General features: G+C 48.2%; 24 protein-coding genes and 3 pseudogenes. 5 read left to right on the top strand and 22 right to left on the bottom strand.

Annotation, left to right across the window (positions count from 1 at the left end; all coding sequences use genetic code 11):
- Nucleotides 1-476: 476 nt before the first annotated feature.
- Genes CWM66_RS29350 through CWM66_RS25595 form a run of 3 tightly spaced genes read left to right on the top strand, consistent with a single transcriptional unit; the run spans nt 477 to nt 2337 of the window.
- Nucleotides 477-1151: a nucleotidyltransferase gene (locus tag CWM66_RS29350; RefSeq protein ID WP_233218430.1), complete on the top strand. Its 675-nt coding sequence runs from the start codon at nt 477-479 to the stop codon at nt 1149-1151.
- Nucleotides 1152-1196: 45 nt separating this feature from the next.
- Nucleotides 1197-1790 (top strand): hypothetical protein, encoded by a 594-nt coding sequence (locus tag CWM66_RS29345; RefSeq protein ID WP_233218429.1) that lies wholly within the window; start codon nt 1197-1199, stop codon nt 1788-1790.
- Nucleotides 1783-2337: an SLATT domain-containing protein gene (locus CWM66_RS25595; RefSeq protein ID WP_107147574.1), complete on the top strand. Its 555-nt coding sequence runs from the start codon at nt 1783-1785 to the stop codon at nt 2335-2337. The genes CWM66_RS29345 and CWM66_RS25595 overlap by 8 nt, the downstream gene beginning before the upstream one ends.
- Nucleotides 2338-2391: 54 nt before the next feature.
- On the opposite strand, the gene CWM66_RS25590 is transcribed toward CWM66_RS25595, so the two are convergent.
- From CWM66_RS25590 to codB, 6 genes and pseudogenes are all read right to left on the bottom strand, one after another.
- Nucleotides 2392-2904 carry a hypothetical protein gene (locus tag CWM66_RS25590; RefSeq protein WP_107147572.1) on the bottom strand — a complete coding sequence of 171 codons (513 nt, stop codon included), beginning with the start codon at nt 2902-2904 and terminating at the stop codon, nt 2392-2394.
- A gap of 3 nt (nt 2905-2907) precedes the next feature.
- Nucleotides 2908-3369 carry a Panacea domain-containing protein gene (locus CWM66_RS25585; RefSeq protein WP_107147571.1) on the bottom strand — a complete coding sequence of 154 codons (462 nt, stop codon included), beginning with the start codon at nt 3367-3369 and terminating at the stop codon, nt 2908-2910.
- 120 nt (nt 3370-3489) lie between these two features.
- Nucleotides 3490-4334, bottom strand: a pseudogene (locus CWM66_RS25580) (DUF6387 family protein).
- Nucleotides 4335-4874: 540 nt separating this feature from the next.
- Entirely contained in the window at nt 4875-6113 is a 1239-nt protein-coding gene (gene codA / locus CWM66_RS25575; protein WP_079517612.1) for a cytosine deaminase, read from the bottom strand.
- On the bottom strand, nt 6110-7345 hold the full coding sequence (locus CWM66_RS25570) for a PucR family transcriptional regulator ligand-binding domain-containing protein (RefSeq protein WP_007371025.1): 1236 nt from the start codon (nt 7343-7345) through the stop codon (nt 6110-6112). Before CWM66_RS25570 ends, codA begins: the two co-directional genes overlap by 4 nt.
- 2 nt (nt 7346-7347) lie before the next feature.
- Complete coding sequence (codB, locus tag CWM66_RS25565) at nt 7348-8616, bottom strand: cytosine permease (protein ID WP_090396403.1); 1269 nt, start codon at nt 8614-8616, stop codon at nt 7348-7350.
- A gap of 439 nt (nt 8617-9055) precedes the next feature.
- Between codB and CWM66_RS25560 the strand changes: the two genes are divergently transcribed.
- Nucleotides 9056-9634 carry a YceI family protein gene (locus CWM66_RS25560; RefSeq protein ID WP_107147569.1) on the top strand — a complete coding sequence of 193 codons (579 nt, stop codon included), beginning with the start codon at nt 9056-9058 and terminating at the stop codon, nt 9632-9634.
- Between the two features lie 35 nt (nt 9635-9669).
- Here the strand turns inward: CWM66_RS25560 and CWM66_RS25555 are convergent, their stop codons facing one another.
- The 4 genes from CWM66_RS25555 to CWM66_RS25540 are packed head-to-tail and all read right to left on the bottom strand — an operon-like array spanning nt 9670 to nt 12138.
- A complete protein-coding gene (locus CWM66_RS25555) occupies nt 9670-10467 on the bottom strand; it encodes an anti-sigma factor (RefSeq protein WP_090396401.1) in 798 nt (265 codons plus the stop codon).
- A complete protein-coding gene (locus CWM66_RS25550) occupies nt 10464-10940 on the bottom strand; it encodes a sigma-70 family RNA polymerase sigma factor (protein WP_202625989.1) in 477 nt (158 codons plus the stop codon). Before CWM66_RS25550 ends, CWM66_RS25555 begins: the two co-directional genes overlap by 4 nt.
- A gap of 60 nt (nt 10941-11000) precedes the next feature.
- The gene (locus CWM66_RS25545) at nt 11001-11546 is read right to left on the bottom strand and encodes a tetratricopeptide repeat protein (RefSeq protein ID WP_035889061.1); all 546 of its coding nucleotides are present in this window, start codon (nt 11544-11546) and stop codon (nt 11001-11003) included.
- Nucleotides 11547-11559: 13 nt separating this feature from the next.
- Nucleotides 11560-12138 carry a cytochrome b gene (locus CWM66_RS25540; RefSeq protein WP_007371019.1) on the bottom strand — a complete coding sequence of 193 codons (579 nt, stop codon included), beginning with the start codon at nt 12136-12138 and terminating at the stop codon, nt 11560-11562.
- A gap of 261 nt (nt 12139-12399) precedes the next feature.
- On the opposite strand from CWM66_RS25540, the gene CWM66_RS25535 reads away from it, so the two are divergent.
- Nucleotides 12400-12882 (top strand): glutathione peroxidase, encoded by a 483-nt coding sequence (locus tag CWM66_RS25535; protein WP_107147568.1) that lies wholly within the window; start codon nt 12400-12402, stop codon nt 12880-12882.
- A gap of 200 nt (nt 12883-13082) precedes the next feature.
- Here CWM66_RS25535 and CWM66_RS25530 read toward each other — a convergent pair whose 3' ends face one another.
- The 12 genes and pseudogenes from CWM66_RS25530 to CWM66_RS25475 form a co-directional block, all read right to left on the bottom strand.
- Complete coding sequence (locus CWM66_RS25530; protein ID WP_007371017.1) at nt 13083-13574, bottom strand: DUF1003 domain-containing protein; 492 nt, start codon at nt 13572-13574, stop codon at nt 13083-13085.
- Between the two features lie 187 nt (nt 13575-13761).
- A complete protein-coding gene (locus CWM66_RS25525; protein ID WP_035889059.1) occupies nt 13762-14214 on the bottom strand; it encodes a MarR family winged helix-turn-helix transcriptional regulator in 453 nt (150 codons plus the stop codon).
- Entirely contained in the window at nt 14215-14646 is a 432-nt protein-coding gene (locus tag CWM66_RS25520; RefSeq protein WP_007371015.1) for an SRPBCC family protein, read from the bottom strand.
- Between the two features lie 369 nt (nt 14647-15015).
- The gene (locus CWM66_RS25515; RefSeq protein ID WP_107147566.1) at nt 15016-16395 is read right to left on the bottom strand and encodes a VasL domain-containing protein; all 1380 of its coding nucleotides are present in this window, start codon (nt 16393-16395) and stop codon (nt 15016-15018) included.
- A gap of 215 nt (nt 16396-16610) precedes the next feature.
- Entirely contained in the window at nt 16611-17063 is a 453-nt protein-coding gene (tssE, locus tag CWM66_RS25510) for a type VI secretion system baseplate subunit TssE (protein ID WP_007371013.1), read from the bottom strand.
- Nucleotides 17056-17295: pseudogene (locus CWM66_RS25505) on the bottom strand (type VI secretion lipoprotein TssJ); the annotation flags it as partial. The pseudogene CWM66_RS25505 and the gene tssE, both read right to left, overlap by 8 nt.
- Nucleotides 17282-19162, bottom strand: a pseudogene (locus CWM66_RS25500) (ImcF-related family protein); the annotation flags it as partial. The pseudogenes CWM66_RS25500 and CWM66_RS25505, both read right to left, overlap by 14 nt.
- Entirely contained in the window at nt 19149-20309 is a 1161-nt protein-coding gene (locus tag CWM66_RS25495; RefSeq protein WP_007371007.1) for a hypothetical protein, read from the bottom strand. The pseudogene CWM66_RS25500 and the gene CWM66_RS25495, both read right to left, overlap by 14 nt.
- Nucleotides 20310-20312: 3 nt before the next feature.
- A complete protein-coding gene (locus CWM66_RS25490; protein ID WP_071531985.1) occupies nt 20313-20579 on the bottom strand; it encodes a PAAR domain-containing protein in 267 nt (88 codons plus the stop codon).
- A 348-nt stretch (nt 20580-20927) separates the two neighbouring features.
- Nucleotides 20928-21398, bottom strand: a complete 471-nt coding sequence (locus CWM66_RS29340) for a hypothetical protein (RefSeq protein ID WP_233218428.1) — start codon at nt 21396-21398, stop codon at nt 20928-20930.
- Nucleotides 21399-21446: 48 nt separating this feature from the next.
- On the bottom strand, nt 21447-22214 hold the full coding sequence (locus CWM66_RS25480) for a hypothetical protein (RefSeq protein ID WP_090396388.1): 768 nt from the start codon (nt 22212-22214) through the stop codon (nt 21447-21449).
- The gene (locus CWM66_RS25475; RefSeq protein ID WP_090396387.1) at nt 22207-24216 is read right to left on the bottom strand and encodes a lipase family protein; all 2010 of its coding nucleotides are present in this window, start codon (nt 24214-24216) and stop codon (nt 22207-22209) included. Before CWM66_RS25475 ends, CWM66_RS25480 begins: the two co-directional genes overlap by 8 nt.
- Between the last annotated feature and the right edge of the window lies 1 nt (nt 24217).

The following is a 24217-nucleotide window of genomic DNA, read 5'->3' as shown; positions in this document are numbered from 1 at the left end:
TTGCTTATATCTGTCCTGGATAATCGCCTTTTGTTCTGGTGTGTAGTAGATGCGAGTTCTTCGTTTCATGGCAACGTCCCCCTTCGATTAAGGATAGCGTTGCATCGACCTGTTGAACTCACAGCCAGAAGCGGAAGTTGATGACATATTCTATGTTAATCAAGTAGATACAGATTGATTAACTTGCGTTCTTTCCTTCGTTGATGTAAATACGGCGACCACGAAAAAAACCGAAATGCCGCTTTGATTCCTGCTTTGATGCCTTTTCTGTAGGGAGTGCCTCCAAGTAGGATCAGAGGGCATATTACATAAAAATAACTATAGATCATTATGTTAATGAATAAAAATAAACACCTGAACGTTCGATGAAGTTATGCTAATATAACTGTGTATTCATACAGCATAAATCCAAAGTGAAGTTGTAGCAAACCCTTAGCGTACATAAACAAAAAATCTAAGAGTGAGGAGTTCATTCGATGACTATATCTGAAATGTTTTCAGGGTTTATATCAAATTTATCTATCAATAATGCAGAAACAATCAGCTCTCGCTATGGCGAATTAACCACTGCTTTAAACAAACAGTTCAGAGATACCGAATCTAATACAGCAAATACTTTACAAGTGGGTTCATTTGGGAGAAAAACGGGAATCAGAGGTATTTCAGATCTAGATATGCTATATATTATGCCTAAATCAAAATGGGATAATTACAAAGACGGTAAACAATTAGAACTACTTCAAGATGTCAAATCAGCAATATTAAAAAGGTATCCGACGACGAAAGTTCGTGTGGACAGACTTGTCGTTACTGTAACTTATACCAATTTCCATGTTGAAGTTCAGCCCGTTTTTGAACAAGAGGATTGTAGTTATAAATATCCTGACACGAAAAACGGTGGCAGTTGGAAAATAACGAAGCCCAGAGATGAAATGACAGCTATAAATGACCTTGACGCAAACAAAAATAGCAACCTCCGTCGGCTATGTAAAATGATAAGGGCATGGCGTAACAAACATGGCTTAGCTATGGGAGGGCTTCTGATTGATACTCTGGTATACAATTTTCTAAACTCAACAACTGAGTATGATGATAAGAGCTATCACTATTATGATTGGTTAAGTAGAGATTTTTTCAAATATATTCATTAACTTGAAGAACAGACTGAGTATTCAGCCCCTGGCAGTCGTCAACGAGTGAAAGTTAAGAAAAAATTTCAAAAGAAAGCTAAAAAAGCATACCATCTGTGTCTTGAAGCAATTGATGCTAACGGTCAATCGAATGAAAATGATAAATGGAAAAAGGTCTATGGTCGCCCGTTCCCGAAAGCTGAAACTGTATCAAAGGAATCCCTTTCGTTCCATACCCACGCAACATGGAAAAACACAGAAGAATTTATCGAAGATAAATTCCCTGTGGATATTAAAGAAAACATAAAAATTGATTGTGAAGTGAAACAAAATGGTTTTAGAGAGTTTTTTCTGCGTGATATGATCTCAAGACATATTCCTCTACGAAATAAAAAGGATTTAAGGTTTGAGGTGAAAGAGATTTCAGTTATACAACCTTATGATATATACTGGAAAGTATTGAATAGAGGTGAAGTGGCAAAGAGAAAAAATAATATTCGAGGACAAATAGTTGCAGATGCAGGGATGAGACAGAAAATAGAGTCCACCAATTTTCGTGGGGATCACATTGTCGAATGCTATTGTGTTAAAGACGGAGTTGTCGTTGCCAAAGATAGAATTCATGTACCAATAGTAATCGAGGGGAACCGTGATGAATGAAGACCGTTTAATCCTTGAAGGGCAGATAAGAGAATGTTACGGACGGGTCGTTTACTCCCATAAAACTCATGAAAAATGTGCTGACATACTTATCCGTAAGCATGAAAACATAAAATTATGGCAAATAGTCGTGTCAGCCTTAGTTACAGGTGGAATAGTTTCAACTTTCTTTGAAAAGGGCAACGTTAGCGCTATTATCAGTGTTGTCCTCTCAACCATCCTTTTGATTTTAAATACATATACAAAAAATTATGATTTAGGAGAACTGGCTCAAAAGCATCGGCAAGCTGGCTGTGATCTATGGATTATAAGAGAAGAATATCTTTCATTGTTGACTGATATTCGCATTGGGGATATCTCCCTTGATAAAATAAGAGAAAAAAGAGATAAACTAACAAAAGAATTACAGTCTGTATACGCAGGTTCTCCGAGCACAAATTACAAGGCTTATATAGCCGCGCAGATGGCTTTACAAGAACTGGAAGATATGAGTTTTTCAGATAGTGAAATTGATGCCTTTTTACCAAAAGAATTAAAACGGTCTTGAACTTGCAGACTATAAACTGTATTAGCCGCGACTAATACAAATTAAGGTCGATATTCATTGAGGAAAAACCTTATGCTCCCGATCAAGCATGACAAGAAAAAATGCAGCCTGCGATTGAAACCCATGAACTCTGAGCTTATCTGTTACTCTTAGCTCAAAAAAGTTAATATCAGGTGAAAGCTTACTCCTGATACCTTCCAGAATATCCTTCCCTGCTTTCATTTGTGCAATATTGTATTGTGTATAACCTAAACTTCCTTTGTTTTGCCCTTTACCGCCAGATTTATAGACCATTTCCCATGTCTGGTTAGAAAGAATATTAAGAAAATTTGAAAAAGCCTTCAGTTCTATTGGTGTCCAGTCAGAAAAACATTCCCACCCTTCCTGAAAATACTTCAAAACAACATAAGGTTTTTTCTTTATACTATTGTCTCTCTCACCATTCTTCTTTAACCCAGGAAAATCAAAGATTATTTTTTCAAGTTCGGTTGCAATTACTGAACCGGAGACACTTTCAGACTCATCTTTAATCTTATCTTTAGGTATTTTTTTGTCTTTTTTTGCCATGATTTACATATCATATTTATGTTTAAAGAATTTTTTTATTTCGCTTTTAGGCATTATATTCTCACAACGTTCTTCTGGTTCAAAACCATCTCTTGCTTTAATCCACGGTTCATCTTTATGTGTCATGTTTTCAAGTGTCTTAGCTGGTAATTCCCCATAAGAGTCCAATACTTGCTTTAGTATATTTTCCGCATCTGATGAAATTTTTGGCAATGCACTTTTATCTGGCATGGGTAAAGTATTCCAGCCATGTTTTCTAAAAGCCTGAAAAACTTCAGGAACGACAGGTCCATGTGCCCATGCTTGGAACTCCCCTTCAATAAGTTCGCTATTGTTTATAACCTGATACCATGCTTCAGCATAATAGAGCAATTTTTGTACTTTAAGATGTGTTATTGGATCTCCAGATTCCGCAAATTTGTATATAAACCAGTTAGCGATATCTGTAGCTTTGTACTTTTTCATACCCCACTCCATTTTTATAAAAAATGCTATTCCATTATACCATTAACTTATTTTTTGTCAAAAAATAAAACTTTAATAAATACAATTACAAATATAATCATCACAGCATATACCACATTGTTAATCTGTAAGTCTAATTACGTCAGAAACCTTCATTTCTTTTAAGTGACTATTCTTGTTTATAAAAAAATGGAACTGCCTGATAAAATTAATCGTGCAAGCTTTAAGAGCAAGAGGTCGGTCAGTATCCTTAATTTGCTGGGGTAGCCTCATTTCACTTTCTGCTTCGTCGTCTGTATATAGAAACCTGGATAGTCTGTCATCAGAGACGCGGATTTTTTAATGGCTGCCCAGACCAGAATATCCAGCATAGGTATTACACGATAGTTGATCAGTTTCTTGATAGTTCCATACCCAAACCGAACTGATTCCAGGGGATTTTCTTCTATACCCTTAATTTTTCGCCATTGCGGTAGTGCAGCCTTAAGTGATTCAGCAATTTCCTCGTCAGTCCCACTTGTTAAATCTATTTCAAACATAACTGTCCGGGGAAACTGATCTGGCATACTCTCAGAAACAGGTTTTTCTTCAAATTCTTTATTTACAGCATACTCATCCCCACCACTCCAGAAATACATTTCTCTTTTCATAGAAAGTATGCTTAATCGAGCAATATCATCTGTCGTAGTAAGCAAGAAATGAGGTGGTTGAAACAACTTGTTTTCGGGAGTCATATACCCAAGCCTTTCTTCTTCTATCAGAAAAGGATTCCCACTAAAGATTTTCGAGAAGTATCCCATAAGAGCTTTGCTCTCAAAATTTTCTCTGTAGCTTTTGAAGAACAATGTTCTTGCCCATAACTCATGATAGAACCGTATAAATGTAGGCTCTTCGAATTTGCGGTAAGTATCAATGTCGAGCCAAGATTTGATCTCTTTCGTATGTTCAGGAGACCAATTTTTCATAAGTGTATACTCCAACAAAAGTCCATAATCTGTTAGTGTTGAACTTGTCAGACTTACTCGACATATTCAAGTTCTAAGGCTTTCTACATACTGTTGAAAAGTCTTTAATTATTTGTTGGTATAAATGTTGGAACAAATATGAACAACTATAAACTTTCTTTATTAAATCATATAATTATTTATACATTCGATTCCTGCAGGACACCATATATCCCTCTCCTGACGTCTGCCGAATGCAATAAGCATCCTTATATTACCTTCAACTTTAGCTATGCGGCATCAGCCGATATCTACCAGTTTCAACGTGAATCAATAAATGCCCTGTTCAAGGAAAAGTGAGCCCCCTACAATTGCCGCTACCTCCCTCGGTTGAACTACACACGCAACATTCATCTATTGAGAGCAGGTCAACCCTACCCGACGTTTAAGCCGCTGAAAGCGCACCTTATCCAGTTGTCCACAATGATGAAAACCAGCGGATCGGGGCCGGATAAGGTGCGCGTTTTAAGCCCGGCAGGTTAACTGGCCGGGCTTAACGTGTCAGGCTGGATAGCCAATCTGTTCCGGCTGGCGCTGCATGATTATTTCACCGTGGCGAATTGACGTCAGCACTTTGGCCTGGCGACAGACCGCATCATAGTCATTTTCCGCGTCAAGGATCAGCAGGTTAGCCGGGCGTCCTTCGACAATGCCGTAATTATCACCCAGGCACAGCGCCCGGGCGCTGTTATCGGTAATAAGATCGAGGCAGCGCTGCAAATCTTTATACCCCAGCATATGGCAGATATGCAGGCCGGCGTCGAGGATGCGCATAATATTGCCGTTGCCCAGCGGATACCACGGGTCCTGGATGGAATCCTGAGCAAAACAGACATTGATCCCGGCGCGGTCCAGTTCAGCCACCCGCGTCACGCCGCGACGTTTCGGCCAGGTGTCGAAGCGCCCCTGTAAATGAATACTCTCGGTCGGACAGGAGATAAAGTTAATGCCCGACACTTTTAGCAGCCGGAACAACTTCGAACAGTAAGCGTTATCGTAAGATCCCATGGCACAGGTATGGCTGGCGGTAACCTGCGCGCCCATTCCACGTACCCGGGCTTCTTCCGCCAGCACCTCCAGGAAGCGCGACTGCGGATCGTCGATTTCATCGCAGTGCACATCGACCAGGCAGCCGTGGCGCTGGGCCAGATCCATGAGAAAAACAAGTGAGCTGACGCCCTTGTCACGGGTGTTTTCGTAGTGCGGAATGCCGCCCACCACGTCGGCCCCCATCTCAATGGCACGAGTCATCAGATCTCGCCCGCCGGGGAAGGATTCGATGCCCTCCTGTGGGAAGGCAACGATTTGCAGGTCGATAAGATGAGCCGCCTCTTTTTTCACCATCAGCATGGCTTCAAGCGCCGTCAGGGAGGGATCGGTAACATCAATATGGGTGCGCACGTGCTGCACGCCGTTATCACGCAGCATACCGATGGTTTTCAGCGCGCGTTGACGCGTATCTTCAACCGTTACGCTCTCTTTTCGCTGGCTCCAGCGGGAGATCCCCTCAAACAGAGTACCGCTCATATTCCACTCCGGCTCGCCCGCCGTCAGGGTGGCATCGAGATGAATATGTGGCTCGACAAACGGCGGGATAACCAGTTTTTGTTGCGCGTCGATATCGCAGACCTCAGCTACCTGCGCTGAGGTCTGCAAAGTGATGCTTTTAATCACACCGTCCTGTAATTCAAGGGTATAGAGCGCTTCTTTATGGCGCAGGCGCGCGTTGATAATTTTCATGGATGTTCCCGTAAATGATTTTGCGACATACGCCAGATCGTTAAAGCGACCGAGGCGTTGAGATGGAATTGCGGATGGCTGATCGGATAGCTGGTCAGCTTTTCAATTCGTTGAATACGTTGATGTAATGTGTTGCGGTGGATACCAAGCCGTTCGGCGGCCCTGACCACGTTACCGTTCTCCTGGAGCAGCGTTTCCAGCGTCTCCATTAACAGCCATGGGCTTTTGCGATCGCGTTCTATCAGACAGCCGAGGGTGTCATGCATAAAATCGCTCAGCAGCGCAGGGTCGCCGATGGCAGAGAGTAGTTTGATAAAGCCCAGTTGTTGATAGTCGCTAATGCGCTGGGCCGGACGCAGATTATCGCTGAGGTCCAGCGCCTGACGCGCCTGCGACAGCGCGCGCTGATAATCCTGTAATTGCTGCACTCTTGCGGAAAGGCCGCACAGTAGCGACAACCCATCGTCGCTATCCGCCAGCGCGAGCAGCCACTGCTGTAACCACTTTTTCTGCTGATAAAACTCACCTTCCTCATCCGGAAGCAGGAAAATAAACATATTGCTGCGTTCTACCAGCGGAAAGGGGTTGCCCTGCTGATTGAGTTGCTGCTGCAATCGCTGGCGTACGCTACGGCGAGCCTGCTGTAACCATGCTTCCGCCTGCTCGGGTGGAAACTGACGAAACAGGTTCTGTATTCCCTCAAGGCGTAATGCCGCGACCCGCAGCGGGCGGGTAAAATCCAGTCGCTGATGGATCGCGCGTTGCTGCAGGATTTGCAGATCGGGATAATCCCCGGTTAACAGCTGCATCAGAATATCGCGCTGCGACTGCAGAGCGTTTTCACTGCGCACCAGTGCGGTGCCAATGCGTTCGGTAACAATCACCATCTTCAGCAGATAGGGCTGTTCGATCAGTGGAATACCCAACTCATCGGCGAGGGTTATCAAACGCAGCGGGATTGACTGGATATAGTCGCCTCCGGTCAGGATCACCATTCCGGCGATCCCGCGCTGCTTGCCTTCCATCAGCAACTGGATCAGGTTGTCTTCATCGCGGGGATGGTTGATCCCGGTGATAAACACCAGTTCCCCGCCCATGATCCATTCGGCGATATTTTCATTTTCTGCGACGTAGTACCAGCGAACCGCCAGTTGCAGTCCCTGCTTGCCCGCGCGCAGGCGCATAGCGGAGAGTTCCTCAAGGGCGAGGATTTCTCTGACCGTCAGGCTCATGGTTACTGCTCCGCAACCGAATCAGCGGCAGGCTGACGTTTACTCAGGCGAGTCAGGGCGATGTAGACCAGCGCAGAAACGGTAATGCCCACCAGTGGCGCGATCCATGGCGACAGATAAGCCACCACGGCTCCCACGGCGTAGGCGCAAAGCCCCGACCAGTTAAAGCGCGGCAAACGTGCAGTTTGCAACAGCGGATAGCGGCCGCCCCGATAAAACCAGTAGTCGGCGAGGATAACGCCGCCGATGGGCGGAATGATGCTGCCCAGCAAGACGAGGAAAGGGATCAGCATTTCATACATACCGCCAATGGCCAGCAGAATGCCAACGCCAGCGGCGACAATAGTCAGGGTGCGACGGCGCTCACTGCGCAGCAGATGGCAGGCGGCAGCCGAGACGTTATAAATCGTCGGCCCCTGAATCGTCAGCAGATTGAGGCACAGCATCACTACCGCAGCGACGGACAGCCCCTGCAAAATCAGCACTTCCACGATATCAGCCTGCTGGTAGACAATAGCGCACCAGGCTCCGGCAACAATCATCAGCCCGTTACCGACAAGGAAGCTGCCCATGCTGGCGACGATGGCGGTGCGGCTGGAGTTGGCCAGACGCGTCCAGTTTGTCGCCTGGGTCGCCCCGCTGGCGAAAGTGCCGAACACCATGGTGATAGCCGCTGACCAGGCCATGGTTTCGCTTCCGCCCGGCTCGATTTTGGTCATCGCCTGCCAGCCGCCAGCGTGATGGGCAGCAATATACATAGAAATAACCAGCAGAATGAACATCAGCGGCACCGACACGCGCGACAGCGCATCCAGCCCCTTGTAGCCGACCAGCGCGGTCACGCAGAACAGAATACCGAACAGGATCATCAGCGGAATGGTCATGGCTTCAGGTATGGCGAGGATTTTGACCAGCGAAATGGCGACGGTCGCCGTCCCCCAGGCGTACCATCCCAGTTCAGCGAAACCGAGAATAAAATCGGCGAGCTTACTGCCTATTTCACCGAAGCAAAAACGCCCCATCAGCACGGTATTCAGCCCGCTGCGCGCAGCAATCCAGCCGAGCGACGCGGCATAGAGGGCCAGCAAAAAGTTACCGATAACGGCAATCCACAACAGGTTAACGATGGAAAAAGAGACGCCGAGCTTACCGCCCGCGAACATCGTGCCGGTAAAGAAAGTAAAGCTGAACAGAACCATGGAAATCGAAAATATACCCTTGCGCCCTGATGCAGGCGCTTCGACGAGCGGAAAATCATTGCTGTTTGACATAGTTGAACCTCTGAGTGGCTATCTGAATGGCTATGCACAAAAGAGCAAGAGATATGCCAAAAATATCTGGGCAGAGGCCACACAATGAAGTGGGCACATTGCACACAAATACTCATTAATCTGCAGGTAACCGTCAGGATATTGTGCATGGTGCAAACTTTCGCACCATAACGGGGCAGCGATGGATACACATCGATATGTGTACATTCACAATGGAAGGGGTATATGAGGCCCACCTGGAAAACGGAAAATCTCCCCTGCCGGGGATACTTTTCAGGCGGTCAGCTTTGTGCCAGGGCAGAGGTTGTAACTTCAGATGGTGTTAATCAACGGGGGAGCAAATCGCTTTAAGTGTATTTGCACAATGGAGGTGAACCCTGAATCGAATAAAAAACACGGCTGGCACGTTTACACGCTAAACACATCAAGGATTATCAACATGACGCGTATCGTGCCTGTAATCGCTCTCGGATTTTTAATCAATCCCTTTTCGTTATATGCCAGCCCTGCTAACTACAGTATCAACACGCAGAAAACAACGATTACCCTCTCCTGGCATGCATTTGGCGATACTTCTGAGGCCAGACTGGGAGATGTAACGGGTGATATTGCACTCAATGCCGGAAACGACGAGGGCGACACTATCAATGTATCCATTCCGGTGGCGACGTTGAAGGCGTCTAACACACTGTTAACCTGGCAGATGAAAGGGACGCTTTTTTTTGACGCTGGACGCTATCCGAATATCACTTTCATCAGTAGCCGCGTGGTGGCATTGGGACAGGGCCATTTTCGGATTTTTGGCACACTGGCGGTTAAGAACGTCTCGCGCCCGGTCATTCTGGATGCCTTACTGATGGGGAAAAACACCGGGCTCACCAGTGCTGAGAGCATTTATCTGCATGCCTCAACGACGATTTCACGCTCAGCATTCAATATGGACAGTTTCGCTGCGCTTGTAGATGACAACGTGACAATCAATATTGAGATTCAGGCCCGGCTGCATCAGGCCGTATAAACATCTCCGGCCAGCATACCGGTGCATCCCTTTTGCTATGAAAGCGCAGCCTGTAGCGTCAGTGCGTTTTGTTTCAGTTGGGAAGCAGGGTTACGGCCAATCAACACAAACTGGTAGCCTCTGGAATGCCACCAGATGAGATTCATCGTATGGCGCTGTTCTTGATTCAGTTCTGTGCTGGCTGGCTGGCGGTCTGGTGAAATACACAGCGCCATCGGGCCATAATCCGCATGCATCCAGGCGATTTGCGCAATCGAGGTGCTGTCATAGCGCAGCATACGCACCATTTTCAGCTCTGCCCCATGCAGCACAAGTTGCTGCTCATTCGCCTGCAAACCTATGTCTTGTGCAGTACGCGCCAGTCCACGTTGCAATGCTGACGGGGAACTGTCTGTATCAAGCAACGTTTCTGCACTGTACAAAGACATATACTGTGCCTCAAGGTCACGAATTTTTTCGCTCTCACCCTGAGCCTTTGTGGCAGGCCGCGCGAAATAGCCCAGCCCTGAACCGATAACCAGAAAACTGAGCGAGGCCGCGATCAACGCTCGTCGGCTAACTCCCTTTGCACCGGAAGTGGTTGCCGATGGTTGGGCGAGTATGTTGGCCAGTTGTGCCTCCAGGCGAGACTGCGGCGCCTCTTTCAGCAGGGGCGCGAAGGCGCGGGCAATATCAGTCTGGTTGAGCCTTAACACTTCTGTTCGTTCCGCCAGTTGTTTATCCTGACCGAGCGCCGCCTCAAAGCGCTCTGCATCACTTGCCTGCATTTCGCCATCCAGCCAGGCGACTATCGCTTCATCGCTGTACGGTGCTGTAAATATCATTGAGTTCAATATCGCTTCTCCTGTACAGGGTGCGGCGTGTGAATCACCTGGGCGATTTTCGCCCTCGCCGTAGCCAGCCGGCTCATGATCGTGCCAATCGGGACAGACAATGTATCTGCCGCCTCCTGATAGGTAAAACCTTCAACATAGACTAAAAATACCGCATTGCGTTGTGCTTCCGGCAGAGCGCTCACGTACTGCATAATTTTCGCATAGTGCAGGCGCGCCTCATCCTGTTCATACGTATCCGGCGCCAGTAATTCATCGCTTTCAACGAACCCCTGCCCCAACCGCACCCGGCGGGAACGCACCTCTGAAATCCAGATGGAATGCAGAATAGTGAATAACCAACTATCAATGCGTGTGCCGGGGGTGAACTGCGCGCTTTTTTCAAGCGCTCGGACACAGGTAGACTGCACCAGTTCTTCGGCAACCTCGCGGTTACGCGACAGAACCAGCCCATAGCGCCACAGGCGTGTCAGATGTTCAGCAAGATGCTGACGGACGTCACTGGTAGTGATTTTTTTATCCTCATACCATTCTCAGGATTCAGGATGGCCGTCGATAGCAGCCTGCAGATCCCTGTACTCTTCGCAACTCTGGCCGCAAAGTGTGGCGATGGTTTCCAGTTGCGCTTTTGCCAGGTCAGGACGCCCTTTCACCAGCCATGCTTCACCAAGGTATTCACGTACTTTGGCATAGGTCGGATCGAGTGCTATTGAACGCTGATAATAGCCGATACCTTCATCAGTACGACCCAGCTTACGTGTGGCATAGCCGCGGTAATTCCAGGCTTCCGCAGTATCGCCATTTTTCAGCGTGTTGAGCAGATCCAGGGCCGCCTGATACTCCCCTTTTTTTGCCAGATGATAAGCATAACGCGTTTTATCTTCATCGCTGAGCTGGCTTGTTTTCTCGGGTACGCATTGTTTTGTCGTGCTGTCATACACCTGCCCGGTGGGACAATCCGGCGTTTTGCTGTTGGTATTATCGTCACCTGCGGCAAAAACCGGCGTGGTTAGCAGAACAAACACCACGGGCAGCAGACGTTGAATAATTGCGGAATGTGAAAACGAAAATAGATTCATGGTGAACTCCGGGTTAACGAAAAGCACGGCCAGGCAGCATACGGCTCAGTACGCTGTCCCGTAACAGGTAGTGATGGAAAAGCGCCGCCAGAGCATGCACAAATGCCAGCGAAACCAGTGCCCAGGCCACATTGCCGTGCCACTGAGCGAGGGTATGCCGTAGCGTTGGTGTAATCTGCACCCAGCCAGACAGGTCGAAAAGACCAAAGAACGAGAAGGGTTCCTGCTGCGACCAGCGGAAAAGAAACCCAAGCACGATTTGTGCGAAAAGGAGGAGATAAAGCGCGCCGTGCATGCCATGTGCGAGCAGTTTAGCAAGCCTTGCACCTTCAACCGGCGGCATCGATAAATGGGGAGAGTGCTGGCTGTATAGCCGCCATAGCGGCCGGATTACCATCACCAGTGCCAGTAGAATTCCGCAAGAAATATGAACAGCCTGCAACCCTTTTCTCAGCGGCGTCCCCCGCTCAAGTTGCTCCCAGATATGTGCGCTTGCAAACAGGAAAATGACACAGGCTGCGGTGACCCAATGCAGTACCAGGGTAAAGCTATCGTAGCGCTGTCGTGTTAACGGTTGCGTTGTTCCAGTCATAAATTATGACTCCATCAGTGTGTTAATGATGGGTAAACGCCACACCTTCTGAATCTATTCGAAAAAAAATACTTTTTTATCCCGGAGCACAGGTCAACGGTCGCCTGTTTGTTGTTCTTTCCGTTCGACTTTGCAAAGATGTATCGCACACGATCCAGACCTGCCACACAATCAGGAACAGGATCTACTCTCCAGGCCCCGGCAATAACGAGCTACGTGGCAATGCCGACGTCAAACTGGTTCTGCTTTGAGGATTCCGCTATGACTCCCTTTCATCAACTTACAGCCACCAGTCTGGGCGGCCAGCTTATCTCTATGGCCGACTACGCAGGTAAGGTGGTTCTGGTCGTTAATACCGCCAGCCTTTGTGGCTTCACGCCACAATACGGAGGCCTTGAATCGCTCTACCAGAAATACGCCGCCCGGGGTTTGGTGGTGCTTGGTTTCCCCTGCAACCAGTTTGGTAAACAGGAGCCCGGCGGCGCCGACGACATCGCGCAAACCTGTCACATTAATTACGGTGTGAGCTTTCCGATGTTCGAGAAAGTTGAGGTCAACGGAAGTGCAGCGCACCCGCTGTTTCGTTATCTGAAAAACGAATTGCCCGGCGTGCTGGGTGGGCGGATCAAGTGGAACTTCACTAAATTCCTGATCGGACGCGACGGTAAACCGCTCAAGCGTTTTGCGCCGTTCACCACCCCGGAGAAAATGGAAGCCACAATCCTTGCGGCACTTGAAATTTAAGTTTATCGGTAATTCGAACCATTCAATTTTAGAGCGCTGCCGAAAAATTCATTATCCGTTCATCGCACATAGCAGCCTGTCATGTCTGCTTAAGAACCAGCTTTACGGGTGATTTCGTTCCATTGCGAGCGATAACTGCCAACTGTCTGGCAGCAGGCAGATTGTGGAAACCAGCCACCACCAGAAATTGACTGCTGCTGTCAGTGCAACTCACGCTGCGCAAGCTGCGTTGCGAGCGTTTCGATACGCTCGGCCATTTGCCGGGTCAGCTCGGTCAGATGCGTATTTTGTTTCAGCAATTCCAACAGTTGTGCCGACTGCTCCTCGGCCAGCATCTGGCGCTTCGCCATTGCGTCATCCAGATCTTCGCGGTGCTGCGCGTCCGCCAGCGCATGCGCCTGATCGCGCTCCGCCTGTCGGGTTTGCGCTAACAGGATCAGCGGAGCTGCATAGGCAGCCTGAATACTGAACGCCAGGTTGAGCAAAATAAAGGGATAGGGGTCAAACTTCACGACGCCTGCTGCGTTCAGAACAATCCACACGATCACCGCGATAGTCTGCCCAATAAGGAATGTCGGTGTACCGAAAAAACGTGCGAAGGCTTCTGCTTTCAGCGCAAACCACTCTTCGCCGAAAGTATGCGTAATATCCTTCAAAGGGCGATATAAACGAAACTCTTTATCTTTGTGCATATCAAAAACTTCCTGCTGCGGGGCATTGTCGGCATCGACGAAAACTTTGGCATCAGTGGAAGCTGATGCCCAACCGTACGAAAATATACGTCAAATATGTTATACAGTAGCTCTCACGACTGCATAAATCCCATCGCCCCACTTAACTACGCCCCTATTATTCCATCGCCAACAGCAGGATTCGGGGTTATCGGAGAAGTTTTCGGAACAAAGTCACCAGGGATTGTCCATTATCCTCAAGCGGCATAAAAAATTTTTTATCGGTGGCTTCTACAACCTGCACGGCTTGTTCAGCCAGCTCCCGCCCCGCTTTTGTTACCCTAATCACTTTGGAACGCGTGTCTTTTTGATGCGGAATACGCTCCAGATAGTCTGCCTTTTCAAGGACACGAACAACCTGGGATATCGTCATCGTGTCGCTCCCGGTTAGCTGTGATAACCGTATTTGTGTCAGCGCCTCCTTTTCCTCAAACCAACTGGCTACAGCCAGAACGACAAACTGCGTGTGTGTCAGGCCTAAGTGTTGCAGGGCATTTCGTTGTTCGCGTTGCCAGCTATTTGACACTCTCCACAGTAAATAGCCGGGGCTCTCGTCCGGCCCTTCGAAAGCGCTGGGAAGGGGCTTATTTTCAGATGTCATTTACATTGAACCTGTTTCCGCAAGGTATTTTGCCAGCCCCGCCATCACTTCAGGGAAGTCCGAGCTTATTCCCTCTCCGAAAGCCTGAGCCTGGGGACCTTGCGTGCTGATAGCATAAATCAACATGCAGTGACCAGTACCTGATGCTTCAATACGATGTTCAACTTTGACCAGCGTTTCATCTACCCTGGTCTCATCAATAAAATACTTTTCTTCAGAAACATCGATAAGCTGGCTACGAACAACATCACCTTCCGGTAACTCCATCGTGAACCATGTTCCCGTATGAAATGGCCCCTCGATAGTGATTGACTTTACGCCAGGGTTCCATCGCTTCCAGTTATCTATGTCGATAAATGCCTGCCATATTGCTTTCGGCTTGCTGTTTACAGCGAGCGTAAAGGATTTACTCCAGACGTTATCTTTGTTCATAAAATCCCCATCAGCCTTAATAAGTAAACATATAGTATGCGCACTTATAATAATGTGCCGCCAGTTTTTTATACGACCCTGACGAGTCTCTATTTCGCTGTGGGGGCATGATTGTTTGGTGCTCGCTCTGGTGACATATCTATCCGGCATCCACAGTCAGAACAGAGGAAGCCGAAATGCCTGTCCCGTAGAACACCAGAACGGCATATAGAAGGGGCCGGGAAATATCGTTGTCACCGAAGAAGAAGGCCTCTGGCTATTATTGATGCCCCTTTATCCCCTCCCCCTCCGGAACGCCTGTTTTAGGCTTCTGCGCCTGCTCAGCGTTACGTTTTTTATCACCAGAGTTCCCTTCCCTGTAAATGATGTTCACTCTTCCGACGCAGTCTGCTTTATTTCTGCATAACGGGTAATCAGCTGCTTCAGACGCATCTCCAGCCGGGTCTTATCGGCCAAAGACAAAGCCTGACCAGCCGGGGTCAGCGACAGTGCCCGCAATTGTTCTTCGACCGGTATGGTTTGATTAAAGGATTGCATGGCGGAAAATACGACTGACTTCAGTTCGCTGACCGTCATGTATCTTCCCTTCTGCTCGTCCAGCCTGTTCAATCGATCGCTCAGCTGCTTTAGCTTCGTCATCCCCTGATGCCAGCCGTCCAGGTCTTCTTTTGACAACGCACTGGCATTAAGTTGTTGATACCATTGTAAAACAATGGATTTAGCCTGCTCCGGCCACAGCGCCTGAGCCTGCTCAATTAACTGACGGCTGTAGGCAATGTTCCAGTCAGGGGGAAGTTTCTCCAGGCGGGTAAGTTGCTGCTGTGTCTGCGTAATGAAGGCTTGCTCCAGAGGAGCCTGCTGTCTCAGCAAATCCCGCTGCACAGGAGTGAGAGTTGCAGGCAACGGTGCCAAAGATGCAGCAAGCTGAACCTGTAGCGGGTCAGGTTGGCGCAAAACGTGCCAGCTCCACAGCGTTGTAGCGCCGATCGCCAGCATGGTACACATCCCCGCAGCGAAAAATTTCCATTTTTTTATCGGCACCGGCATCACTGACAGAACGTCCACATTCGGTATATGTTCCGGCTGGGGAACATATACCCACCTCGTTGTATTTTTCTTTGGAAGAGGTAGCGCAGAAGGGGTTTCTGCCGTTATTTTCGCGCCATCCATTATCCCCGGCAACAGGATACCAGGCTGAACGAAAACATCAGAACCCGATGCGCCGTCGCTATTTTCCAGCCTGACGGCATTATTGTGCATCAGCGTCCGCAAGGTATCGAACTGGCTCAGGTGCTTAAGCTCCAGGCACTCAAGGATCGTTCCAAGGCTGGTAAGTTGCTGTTCTGCTGTGTAAAGCTGGCTCAGGTCACTGTAGTTAAGTGGCAGAGTGCGCATCACTTGCTGTAGACGCAGGCTCAGGTTACTGAGGATCTCCATCCGCGTATGGACCGGCTGTGGCCAGAGCGTTCCCCACTGGTGGTTTATAAGAGCCTCCAGTATTGCCAGACCTTCATTAAGGCCGGGCAACCCTGCCAGCTGGGTTCGAGCAAGGGTATACCAGGCTGCAGTTTGCAGTTCGACGCCATTTTGCCCGAACAGCGAGAGGCAGAGTTTTTCTACATGCTGCCAGTTGACATCCGGGCGAGCCGGATGAGTCAGTTTGCCCAGCTCATCGCGCAGAGCTTCATAATCCGCCAGCGTGCGTGGGTCACCGCCAGTTTTAATTTTACGGTAGGGAATGTCATTCATGACCAGTTGTCCATTTAATTAATATGCAGCACAGGAGGGTTATTATTTATGCGGCTTAGCTTTCTACATTGCCGATGTACATCCCGGATTTTTTGTTCCAGTTTAAAGCGCTCTCTTAGCAGATCTTCCCTGTGTGCACCTTCAGCGGTAAGCAGGGCTTCTTCCAGTGATCGCTGATATACAGCAAGATTTTACTGAGAGGATATTCTCTGGCTTTACATACGGGTTGTCGTGTCGAGATATTGCTGTTGCTTAAGATGTCGCAACAGCACCCGTCCTTCGGGCATAAACTCCGTGCCATAGCGCACCAGGCCAATACCTTTAAGTTCAGCATCAATGGCATAGCGCAGTTCGCCGGGGACGTTCTGCTCCAGCAGAACGACGCCTATCTTTTTCAGGCGTGGCTCATATTTGAGCAGGACGACAGACAATGTGCCCATAAGCTCATGGGCCGTTCCCGGCATTCCCTGCAGGATTTTCGTCATATCGGGCAACCCATAGTCAGGCAGATGCGCCAGCGTGCCGGCGCGACAGTTGAGAACGCGCTGCATGTTGTCAAGTACGGACAAAACGACCTGGTTCTGCTCGCTGACCTGATGCAGGTCAAAGCCGCCAGTGAAGTTGCCATAAAGAGTTTCATACAGTGAGGGACGGGATGACTCAATCATCTTTCAGTGCCTTCAGGGTCAGGCGGTTGTTACCGGCCTCAATCACCCGGGCTTTATCCGGATCGAGATCATCACGGCTCAGCACCACCCGCCAGGTGTTGTTCACCTGGTCCGGCGACATAAACATACCAGCCACTGCGACATACTGCGCATTTTCATCCATCGGCATATCCACCATCACCGCCCCGCCCGGCTGAAGGCGGATATCTTTCTCAGCTACCCGGCACGACTTCCGTGGTACTGAACAGACGGGATGCATCGGTATCGCCGGTCATGTCTTCCAGGCGCATATCGACATACAGATGTGCCACCTGGGAGAGCATCTTCTGGTACAGGGTCGATTCACTGTTGCGCACACCCATCAGGCGAACCAGCAGCGAGCGCGCCTGGCTGACCATGCCCTCATCAGCACGGAACTTCCACTCTAGATGCGTGACCAGCTGCGCACCATAGAACGACAGCAGCGACGGTGCTACGCCCTGCCAGACGCCGTCTTTCACACCATCACGTTTTGGCCAGTCACGAAGCAGCGCCGAACTGAACCAGGCGGCGTCCATATGTTCCGGACGCGCCAGCATCAGGTAGAGCTTGAGCTGCTCCCAGGTGGTTTTTGCCATCTGCTCACGCAGCGGGCTGCCTGGCGGCAGCGCATTGAAGGCACTAAGCTGAGTCTGCAGATGGTCCGCAGCCGCATCCCGCAATAACGGTAGTGCGCTGTCCTGATAACGTGGCCAGAGTGCGGCCAGCAGGGCGTTATTCTGGCTCAGTCCGGCCTTCTCGTACCACGGCACGCCGTGTTCTGAACGGTACTGCAGTCGGGCCAGCGTTTTCTGAAGTTCAGACAGTGCGTGCAGGCGCTGTTCCAGCGGCTGATTCTGGCGGGCGGCAAGTGTGGCCTGTACATTAGCGCCAGCTATCTGGCTGCGGTTGGTGACATACGCGATACCCATCCACACAGCCCAGCCCACCATCGCCAGGGCAGCAACTGACGCAAACACTTTGCGCCATGGAATGCCCGGTTTGCGCGGACGCAGTCCGGCAGGAAGCGTCCGGACGGATTCAGGCAGAACATCCCAGCGCTTATCCATGCCCCAGTGGTGCGGCACGGCACGTTCAGCACCAGCTGAGGGTTGACTGAACACCACGCCAGCCAGCGGCAACGGGCGGTACGGATTGAGCATCACCGACAGCGGTGCAGTCACGCTCTGTGGCTCGCGAATGAGCTGGTCAGCCAGCGTCAGCAGGAAGTTATGTTTCACCTCACCGCAGGTCTGCTGCAGGCCCTGTGAAGTCAAATCCGGCGTCAGGGCGGAAAGTTGTTCTGCCAGCCCCTCGGTACGACAACCGGCAGGCAACAGGCAGCCGGTCGCCTGCGTAATGCGTCCTTCCGGCTTACCGGCTCGTGGGTGCAAGCACCAGACATACAGCGGGAGTTTCCAGCCAAGCGTATCCATACGCGCGCTGATAGCATGAGACAGGGAATCCATGGTGCTTTCAGACGGTACCGGCAGCGGCTGCTCCAGCCCAGGTGCTGAGAGCTGGTCAAAGGCCGAGGTGACCCATACCATGCCATCCATCGGACGACGGCGCAGCTTACGCAGCGCGGTCAGCCAGGCACTGTCTGCTGGCGTATTGAGGTCACCGCCCCACAGCAACAGTGTGCCGCGGTCTTCCTGCCAGAGCTGAGCCGTCAGACCCGGAGTCAGTTGCTCTACTTCAGCGGTCGTACCGGTTATCAGCAGGATGCGTGTTTTACGTCCCCAGCGCCGGCCGTAGAGGTTACGCATGGCGTCACGGATGGAATCAACGGTGACATTGCGTGGCGGAGTCCGGGCAACTCTTGATTCATCAGAAGGCAACGCATTGTTCTTCTGTTCCCGCCAGCGGTGATACTTTTCCCGCATGTACCGGAACATGAACGGCGTATAGAAAACAATCAGCAAGACTATCCATACGGTAACAAATGCAAGCACTTGCTTCAGTCGGGTATCAAGGCCATACGAGGGACCAAAATGCAGGATCAAGGCCACTATAATCGCTGAGATGCAGGCTATTATGCCGGCAAGCCCCCCTCTGCTCCATGTACTACCCGGCATCATTATTTCCACTCCCTGAAGTAACAGTACTGACAAAACGATCAGTACCTGAGGTAAACAGCCCTAAAACAGGTTTGTTGCTGACGGACACGATGTCGGCCAGTAATGTGGCTAGAAGCCACGCACTCCCGCCCCCTGGAATTCCGTTATATTTTTCCAGTACATCAATTTCCTGGGGCACCCACGGTGTCAGATGTGATTGAGACGCGGTCATTAGATCAGCAAACCCGTCATTCCAGTGCCCGTAATCACAGAACACGTTTGATGTCTGACAGGCGATCGTTTGTGTTTCGAGGAACAACCCCATATCAGCCCTGAAATTTGTCATGTCCAGCGGCATCGGTCGCAATATGCGGGCGGAGTGTGAAAGCTGGTATTTTTCAGCAACATCATCGCTGGTAAGTACCATCGCTGCGAGTGCATCGGAATACTGTTCAGCACCCTGGTCCTGCAATATCAGGATCAAATCAATATCGAAAATGGGATTTTTAAGGCGCTCCTCGAGCCAGGCAAAAGAAAGGGCTTCACAACATGAAACTGAACCTGTTAGCGCACGCCCAGGGTAAATTTTCCCCCATGATTTGCGAAACCGGGTCTCGAAGTCTGACGAAATCATGTCGCTCACAATGGTGACGTTGAACGGCACTGTCGCAGGCAGCATCGCGATCGCGTTTTGTACACCGGCCAGCCCCAGTTCAAGCAAGGAGGTGGAATTCACCGATTGCGCATCAAAATGGCTGGTCAGTGAAAGAAATTGCGGCGCATCTGTAGCACCAGATTTAGCAATGGCGTCAGAGGTCACTCCGGAAGGTAGCAGTATGCTGCTTCCAAGGACGGCCAGATAGCGTCCAGCCCAGGCTTCCCATCGTTGCTGTCCGTATTCCGCCTCCCTCTGCAAAAACTGATGTTCATTGACTGTTCTGCCCCACAGCCATCCCCGCAAACAAAACAGGAAAAACCAGCCAAGAACAGGGCTGGATGCCAGCCACCAGATATTGAATGCAGCCAGTGCCTTAACCATGCCTGACGCATGCAGAATAAACAGCAAAATACCCACAACCGCGGCAACACCACCAGCCAACAGCCATCCCGTAAAAGATGGTTCAGGAGGCAACTCCATCGTTGTTGCTTTCGTCCTTTCCCAGCCCATTGCTTATCCTACCGTGCTGTTCTGAGCACTTGAAATTACAGTACAACCGCACTGACATTTACAGCCATCGACGACAACAGCGCGGCCGTTAAATGTCCGGTGCGGTGATCCTTCCACGATAGGATTAGTTCCATGCCCATCTACCGGACAACTCACCATATCACCCACCAATGCGGCTTTTTTCCCGTCGACAGTAATATTGGAAGAGGCGGAGATCACTTTTCCGCCGTGAGAAGTTTTGTCACCAAGTAAAACCAAACCTTTTGTCATATTTAATTCTCGACTATTAAAAACACACAATCAATTAACTTTCATTTCATCAACCTTTTTAAAGTCAGGTTTTATTTCTCGCGATGACACCCTTTCACCATTGGGGTATACAAAAGTGAATGCCACTCCTTTTTTCTTTTCATAAGGGAATATCATCTCAACTTTCTTATTTTCTTCGATTATTGGATGGTAATTCACCCAGACATCATTATCTTTTACAATCAAACGAACATCAAAAAAGGAACTTCCCCCCCCAAATAAGTTCAGCTTATCTGATTTTGTAGAATTCTTTTGAGTACTCCACCGTTCTAATACGGGGTAATATTTAGGGGCGTAATTGAATCTATTTCAACTTATGATTTCAAATTGTCCATTCCTAGAGGCATCATCATCAAATGCAACCGTTCCACCTACAGCAGAGCCTGGGATAAGATCCTTCCCAAGATGGGCCGCATCTATATATTCAACACCTACATTTACTGCACTTAAAGTCCATTTGCATGAACCACCATCAGTCATAGCCACTTTTGCTTCCCAAATATTTCCACTTCTTGGCATCATTGGGATCCCGATAACGTTATAGCTGGGTTCTGTGACAACTGAGCCGTCAAATCCACTGATTCTCTTTTTCATGCATTCATACGAGATGTATCTAACCTCAAGCGGGAATGGCTTTGTATACTGAGATGGATTTTTTACTTCAAAATTGACCCATTTTGTGTCCGCCGGTGGAGATAAGGTTTTATCCATTGCCTGTGCAAAGCTATTCAAAATCAATGCAGACAGAAAAACAGTGATAATTTTTATCGAATTATGCATTCCTATACCCCCGGATATAACAGATACAACCATACAATCATAAAAGAATCATTTACTGTTCATTCCATCTACTTTGTCAAAGTCAGGAAAAGTTGAACCGTCAGATACAACTGTTCCATCCGGGTATATTATAGTGGGATGAGAGTCATCCGTTTTTTTTCTTGGCTCTATATATCTAACAACTTTACTTTCATCAATCATTGGCATATATGATATCGCTGTCGCCCCCTCCGCCCTATAAGAAAAAAATCTTTCCTTTGCAAGAAAGGTTAGCTCATTTTTTTGCCTTACCAAATGCCACTCTCTTATATATGGATAATATTTCGGAGTTAACCTAACATCCCCCTTCACAAAGGTGAACTGACCATTTCTTGATGCATCGTTATCAAATGCAATCGTTGCACCTACTGCAGCTCCAGGAGCAAGGTCTTCTCCAAGATGCGTTGCATCTATATACTCAATTCCTAAATTGAACTCGCTTAATGTCCAGTCACATGACCCACCGCCTCTCATCGCAACCTTAGCAATCCAGACATCGCTTTTACCCTGCTGCTGGAGCGGGATTTTCGTTCCGTTATAGCTCGGTTCAGTGACCGACGAACCATCAAAACCACTGGTCCTGTTTTTAAGACATTTATGCGAAATGTAAGTCACCTCAAGTGGAAAAGGTTTGGTATAACGCGATGGGTTTTTAACTTCAACATTCACCCACTTCGTGTCTGAAGGCGGAGAAAGTGTTTTATCCATTGTCTGTGCGCAGCTATTCAAAATAAATGCAGACAGACAAACAGCGATAATTTTTATCAACTTATGCATTTTCCATATCCTCTTCTCCATACAAAGCAAAACGTTCCAGAGCATTACCACCATCTTTCATTGAGAGTGTAGTGTTTAATGCCACATCAAGCCTATCTTCCAGCAAGAGAAACAATTCATTTCGCTTAATCTCAGTGTCGGGAATATATTTTTGATCTTCCGAAATTTGATCTTTAAATTTCACAATATTTTCAGCATGCTCAGTAAAGTGTTTCTTCTTACTCAGACCTTTTTTATCAATCAAACCAAGAATTTTGTTATTAATGTAAGGCATATAAGATGTCATGAAGTGCTCCCCAAAAGTTAAATCCGCGAATCTGGATGGGTTTTGCTCTTCAGGAAAATATTTACTTAAATCATTTGCTGTTAATGATTTTTTATATTCATGCTGTTTTTTCCCAGCTTCTTCAGATTCCACCTCTGCAAATGATGGTACCAGATAAAGCTTTGCTGTAATTGGTAGCGGGCCACTCAAAGTTATACATCCAGCTGGTTCAGGAAAACTAATTTTACACTCTTTCCATTCTCTAAATTGCGTTGCCGTGAAAAATGCAACGATTTTCCCATGATGCCAAAAACAATCCCCCCAAGATTTCAATTGATATGCCATCAATTCACCTACGGACCAAGTCATACCTAATAATGCACCAACTGGTCCCCACAAATTGTATAGTTCATTATCAACATTAGCTTCAGGAGGAACAGCAGGAACCGGGTCATTGTCATTAACATGACGATAGTGAGTTATGCCGGATAACTGCTGGATAGCATCTTTTGTAAATGTTCGGGGCATTCCATATGTATATAGCTTAGGCTCTAAATTCTTTAGCTTCGCGGAGTGAATCAAAGCTAATGCACCACCTAAGCTATGACCACATATGAATAACTTCAAACCACCTGCTAATTGTTCCAACTCTAACATTTGGTCTTCAAATTTTCGTTCGGCTCGACAATAGCCACTCCAAAAACCATCATGAACTTTTCCAGCCGAAAGCAATTCAGCACACTCAGTCTTATCCGCATTGCATGTTTGAGTATTTACCGGAGCAAATGAAAGATCAGTTCCAACGTCATATAAACTTGCTGTGCCGCGCCATGAAACTATCACTTTATCCGAGTTATAAACGTAATATAACTGAGTATCGCCATCGGCTTTGCCTGTAGTACTATTATTTTTCGGAGTGCTCCCGGCATCAGATGAAGATCCACCGGTATTTTTTGATGTATCCATAAACACCGGTGGATTATAGCGATCGCTATAGGGAACATCACATACAAGGGCATTGTAAGTATTGCTACCTTTATGAAACTTTGGTAATTGCTTTAAGTCCTGACATTGACTTATGAAAAAGCGGGTTATTGATTTTTCATCAAACACATTATCATCTACATATGCTAAGCAAGCCCCTCCGCCTAAATTTATAGCATTCGCCAGCGAATAATCTTTCTGATGATGTAAGACAAGTTCCCAAGCCCGGAACGGACATATTTCTATTACATGACGTTTTTCAAGCTGATTTGACCTTATCGTCAACCCTTTCATAACCTTGTCTGCCGGAAAATGAAATGGCGGCCACACTTCTCCTTTTCGTAGTTTAACGGAAGGAAGGGTACGGCAAAGTTCACCGATAACTGCATAGTGCCAGATATACCCTTTCTCTTCAGCTTCAGGACGCACAATAGAATCATTTTCCGCATCGCGACTAACGCGTAAAGCACGTTGTTCCATTTCCGTAGCCAGCTGATTGCCATCTAACGTCAGCCTCAGCTCCAGACCGTGCGGCATATCGATCCTGATTAGCCCGTCAGCATCGCTCTGACCAGAATAAGTGAATCCCTCCACCGGCCCGGAAACAGGATGAGCGCTTTCCACAGTCCATGGCATATTCGCCACGGGATCGCCCTGCTCATCAACCAGTTGAAATTCGACCCAGTAGGGCATTTGCTCTTCACATGGAGCATGGGGATTTTTACGGCAGAGTGAGGATACAGCGGTAGTCATG

This window comes from Kosakonia sp. H7A (assembly GCF_003028445.1).
GTDB classification, from domain to species: domain Bacteria; phylum Pseudomonadota; class Gammaproteobacteria; order Enterobacterales; family Enterobacteriaceae; genus Kosakonia; species Kosakonia radicincitans.
This window is presented reverse-complemented; position numbering and strand designations above follow the sequence as displayed.

Coding starts and splice junctions, on each gene's coding strand:
- CWM66_RS29350 (WP_233218430.1), top strand. CDS start 477: ATGACTATATCTGAAATGTTTTCAGGGTTTATATCAAATTTATCTATC.
- CWM66_RS25595 (WP_107147574.1), top strand. CDS start 1,783: ATGAATGAAGACCGTTTAATCCTTGAAGGGCAGATAAGAGAATGTTAC.
- CWM66_RS25590 (WP_107147572.1), bottom strand. CDS start 2,904: ATGGCAAAAAAAGACAAAAAAATACCTAAAGATAAGATTAAAGATGAG.
- CWM66_RS25585 (WP_107147571.1), bottom strand. CDS start 3,369: ATGAAAAAGTACAAAGCTACAGATATCGCTAACTGGTTTATATACAAA.
- codA (WP_079517612.1), bottom strand. CDS start 6,113: ATGAAAATTATCAACGCGCGCCTGCGCCATAAAGAAGCGCTCTATACC.
- CWM66_RS25570 (WP_007371025.1), bottom strand. CDS start 7,345: ATGAGCCTGACGGTCAGAGAAATCCTCGCCCTTGAGGAACTCTCCGCT.
- codB (WP_090396403.1), bottom strand. CDS start 8,616: ATGTCAAACAGCAATGATTTTCCGCTCGTCGAAGCGCCTGCATCAGGG.
- CWM66_RS25560 (WP_107147569.1), top strand. CDS start 9,056: ATGACGCGTATCGTGCCTGTAATCGCTCTCGGATTTTTAATCAATCCC.
- CWM66_RS25545 (WP_035889061.1), bottom strand. CDS start 11,546: ATGAATCTATTTTCGTTTTCACATTCCGCAATTATTCAACGTCTGCTG.
- CWM66_RS25540 (WP_007371019.1), bottom strand. CDS start 12,138: ATGACTGGAACAACGCAACCGTTAACACGACAGCGCTACGATAGCTTT.
- CWM66_RS25535 (WP_107147568.1), top strand. CDS start 12,400: ATGACTCCCTTTCATCAACTTACAGCCACCAGTCTGGGCGGCCAGCTT.
- CWM66_RS25530 (WP_007371017.1), bottom strand. CDS start 13,574: ATGCACAAAGATAAAGAGTTTCGTTTATATCGCCCTTTGAAGGATATT.
- CWM66_RS25525 (WP_035889059.1), bottom strand. CDS start 14,214: ATGACATCTGAAAATAAGCCCCTTCCCAGCGCTTTCGAAGGGCCGGAC.
- CWM66_RS25520 (WP_007371015.1), bottom strand. CDS start 14,646: ATGAACAAAGATAACGTCTGGAGTAAATCCTTTACGCTCGCTGTAAAC.
- CWM66_RS25515 (WP_107147566.1), bottom strand. CDS start 16,395: ATGAATGACATTCCCTACCGTAAAATTAAAACTGGCGGTGACCCACGC.
- tssE (WP_007371013.1), bottom strand. CDS start 17,063: ATGATTGAGTCATCCCGTCCCTCACTGTATGAAACTCTTTATGGCAAC.
- CWM66_RS25495 (WP_007371007.1), bottom strand. CDS start 20,309: ATGGGCTGGGAAAGGACGAAAGCAACAACGATGGAGTTGCCTCCTGAA.
- CWM66_RS25490 (WP_071531985.1), bottom strand. CDS start 20,579: ATGACAAAAGGTTTGGTTTTACTTGGTGACAAAACTTCTCACGGCGGA.
- CWM66_RS29340 (WP_233218428.1), bottom strand. CDS start 21,398: ATGCATAATTCGATAAAAATTATCACTGTTTTTCTGTCTGCATTGATT.
- CWM66_RS25480 (WP_090396388.1), bottom strand. CDS start 22,214: ATGCATAAGTTGATAAAAATTATCGCTGTTTGTCTGTCTGCATTTATT.
- CWM66_RS25475 (WP_090396387.1), bottom strand. CDS start 24,216: ATGACTACCGCTGTATCCTCACTCTGCCGTAAAAATCCCCATGCTCCA.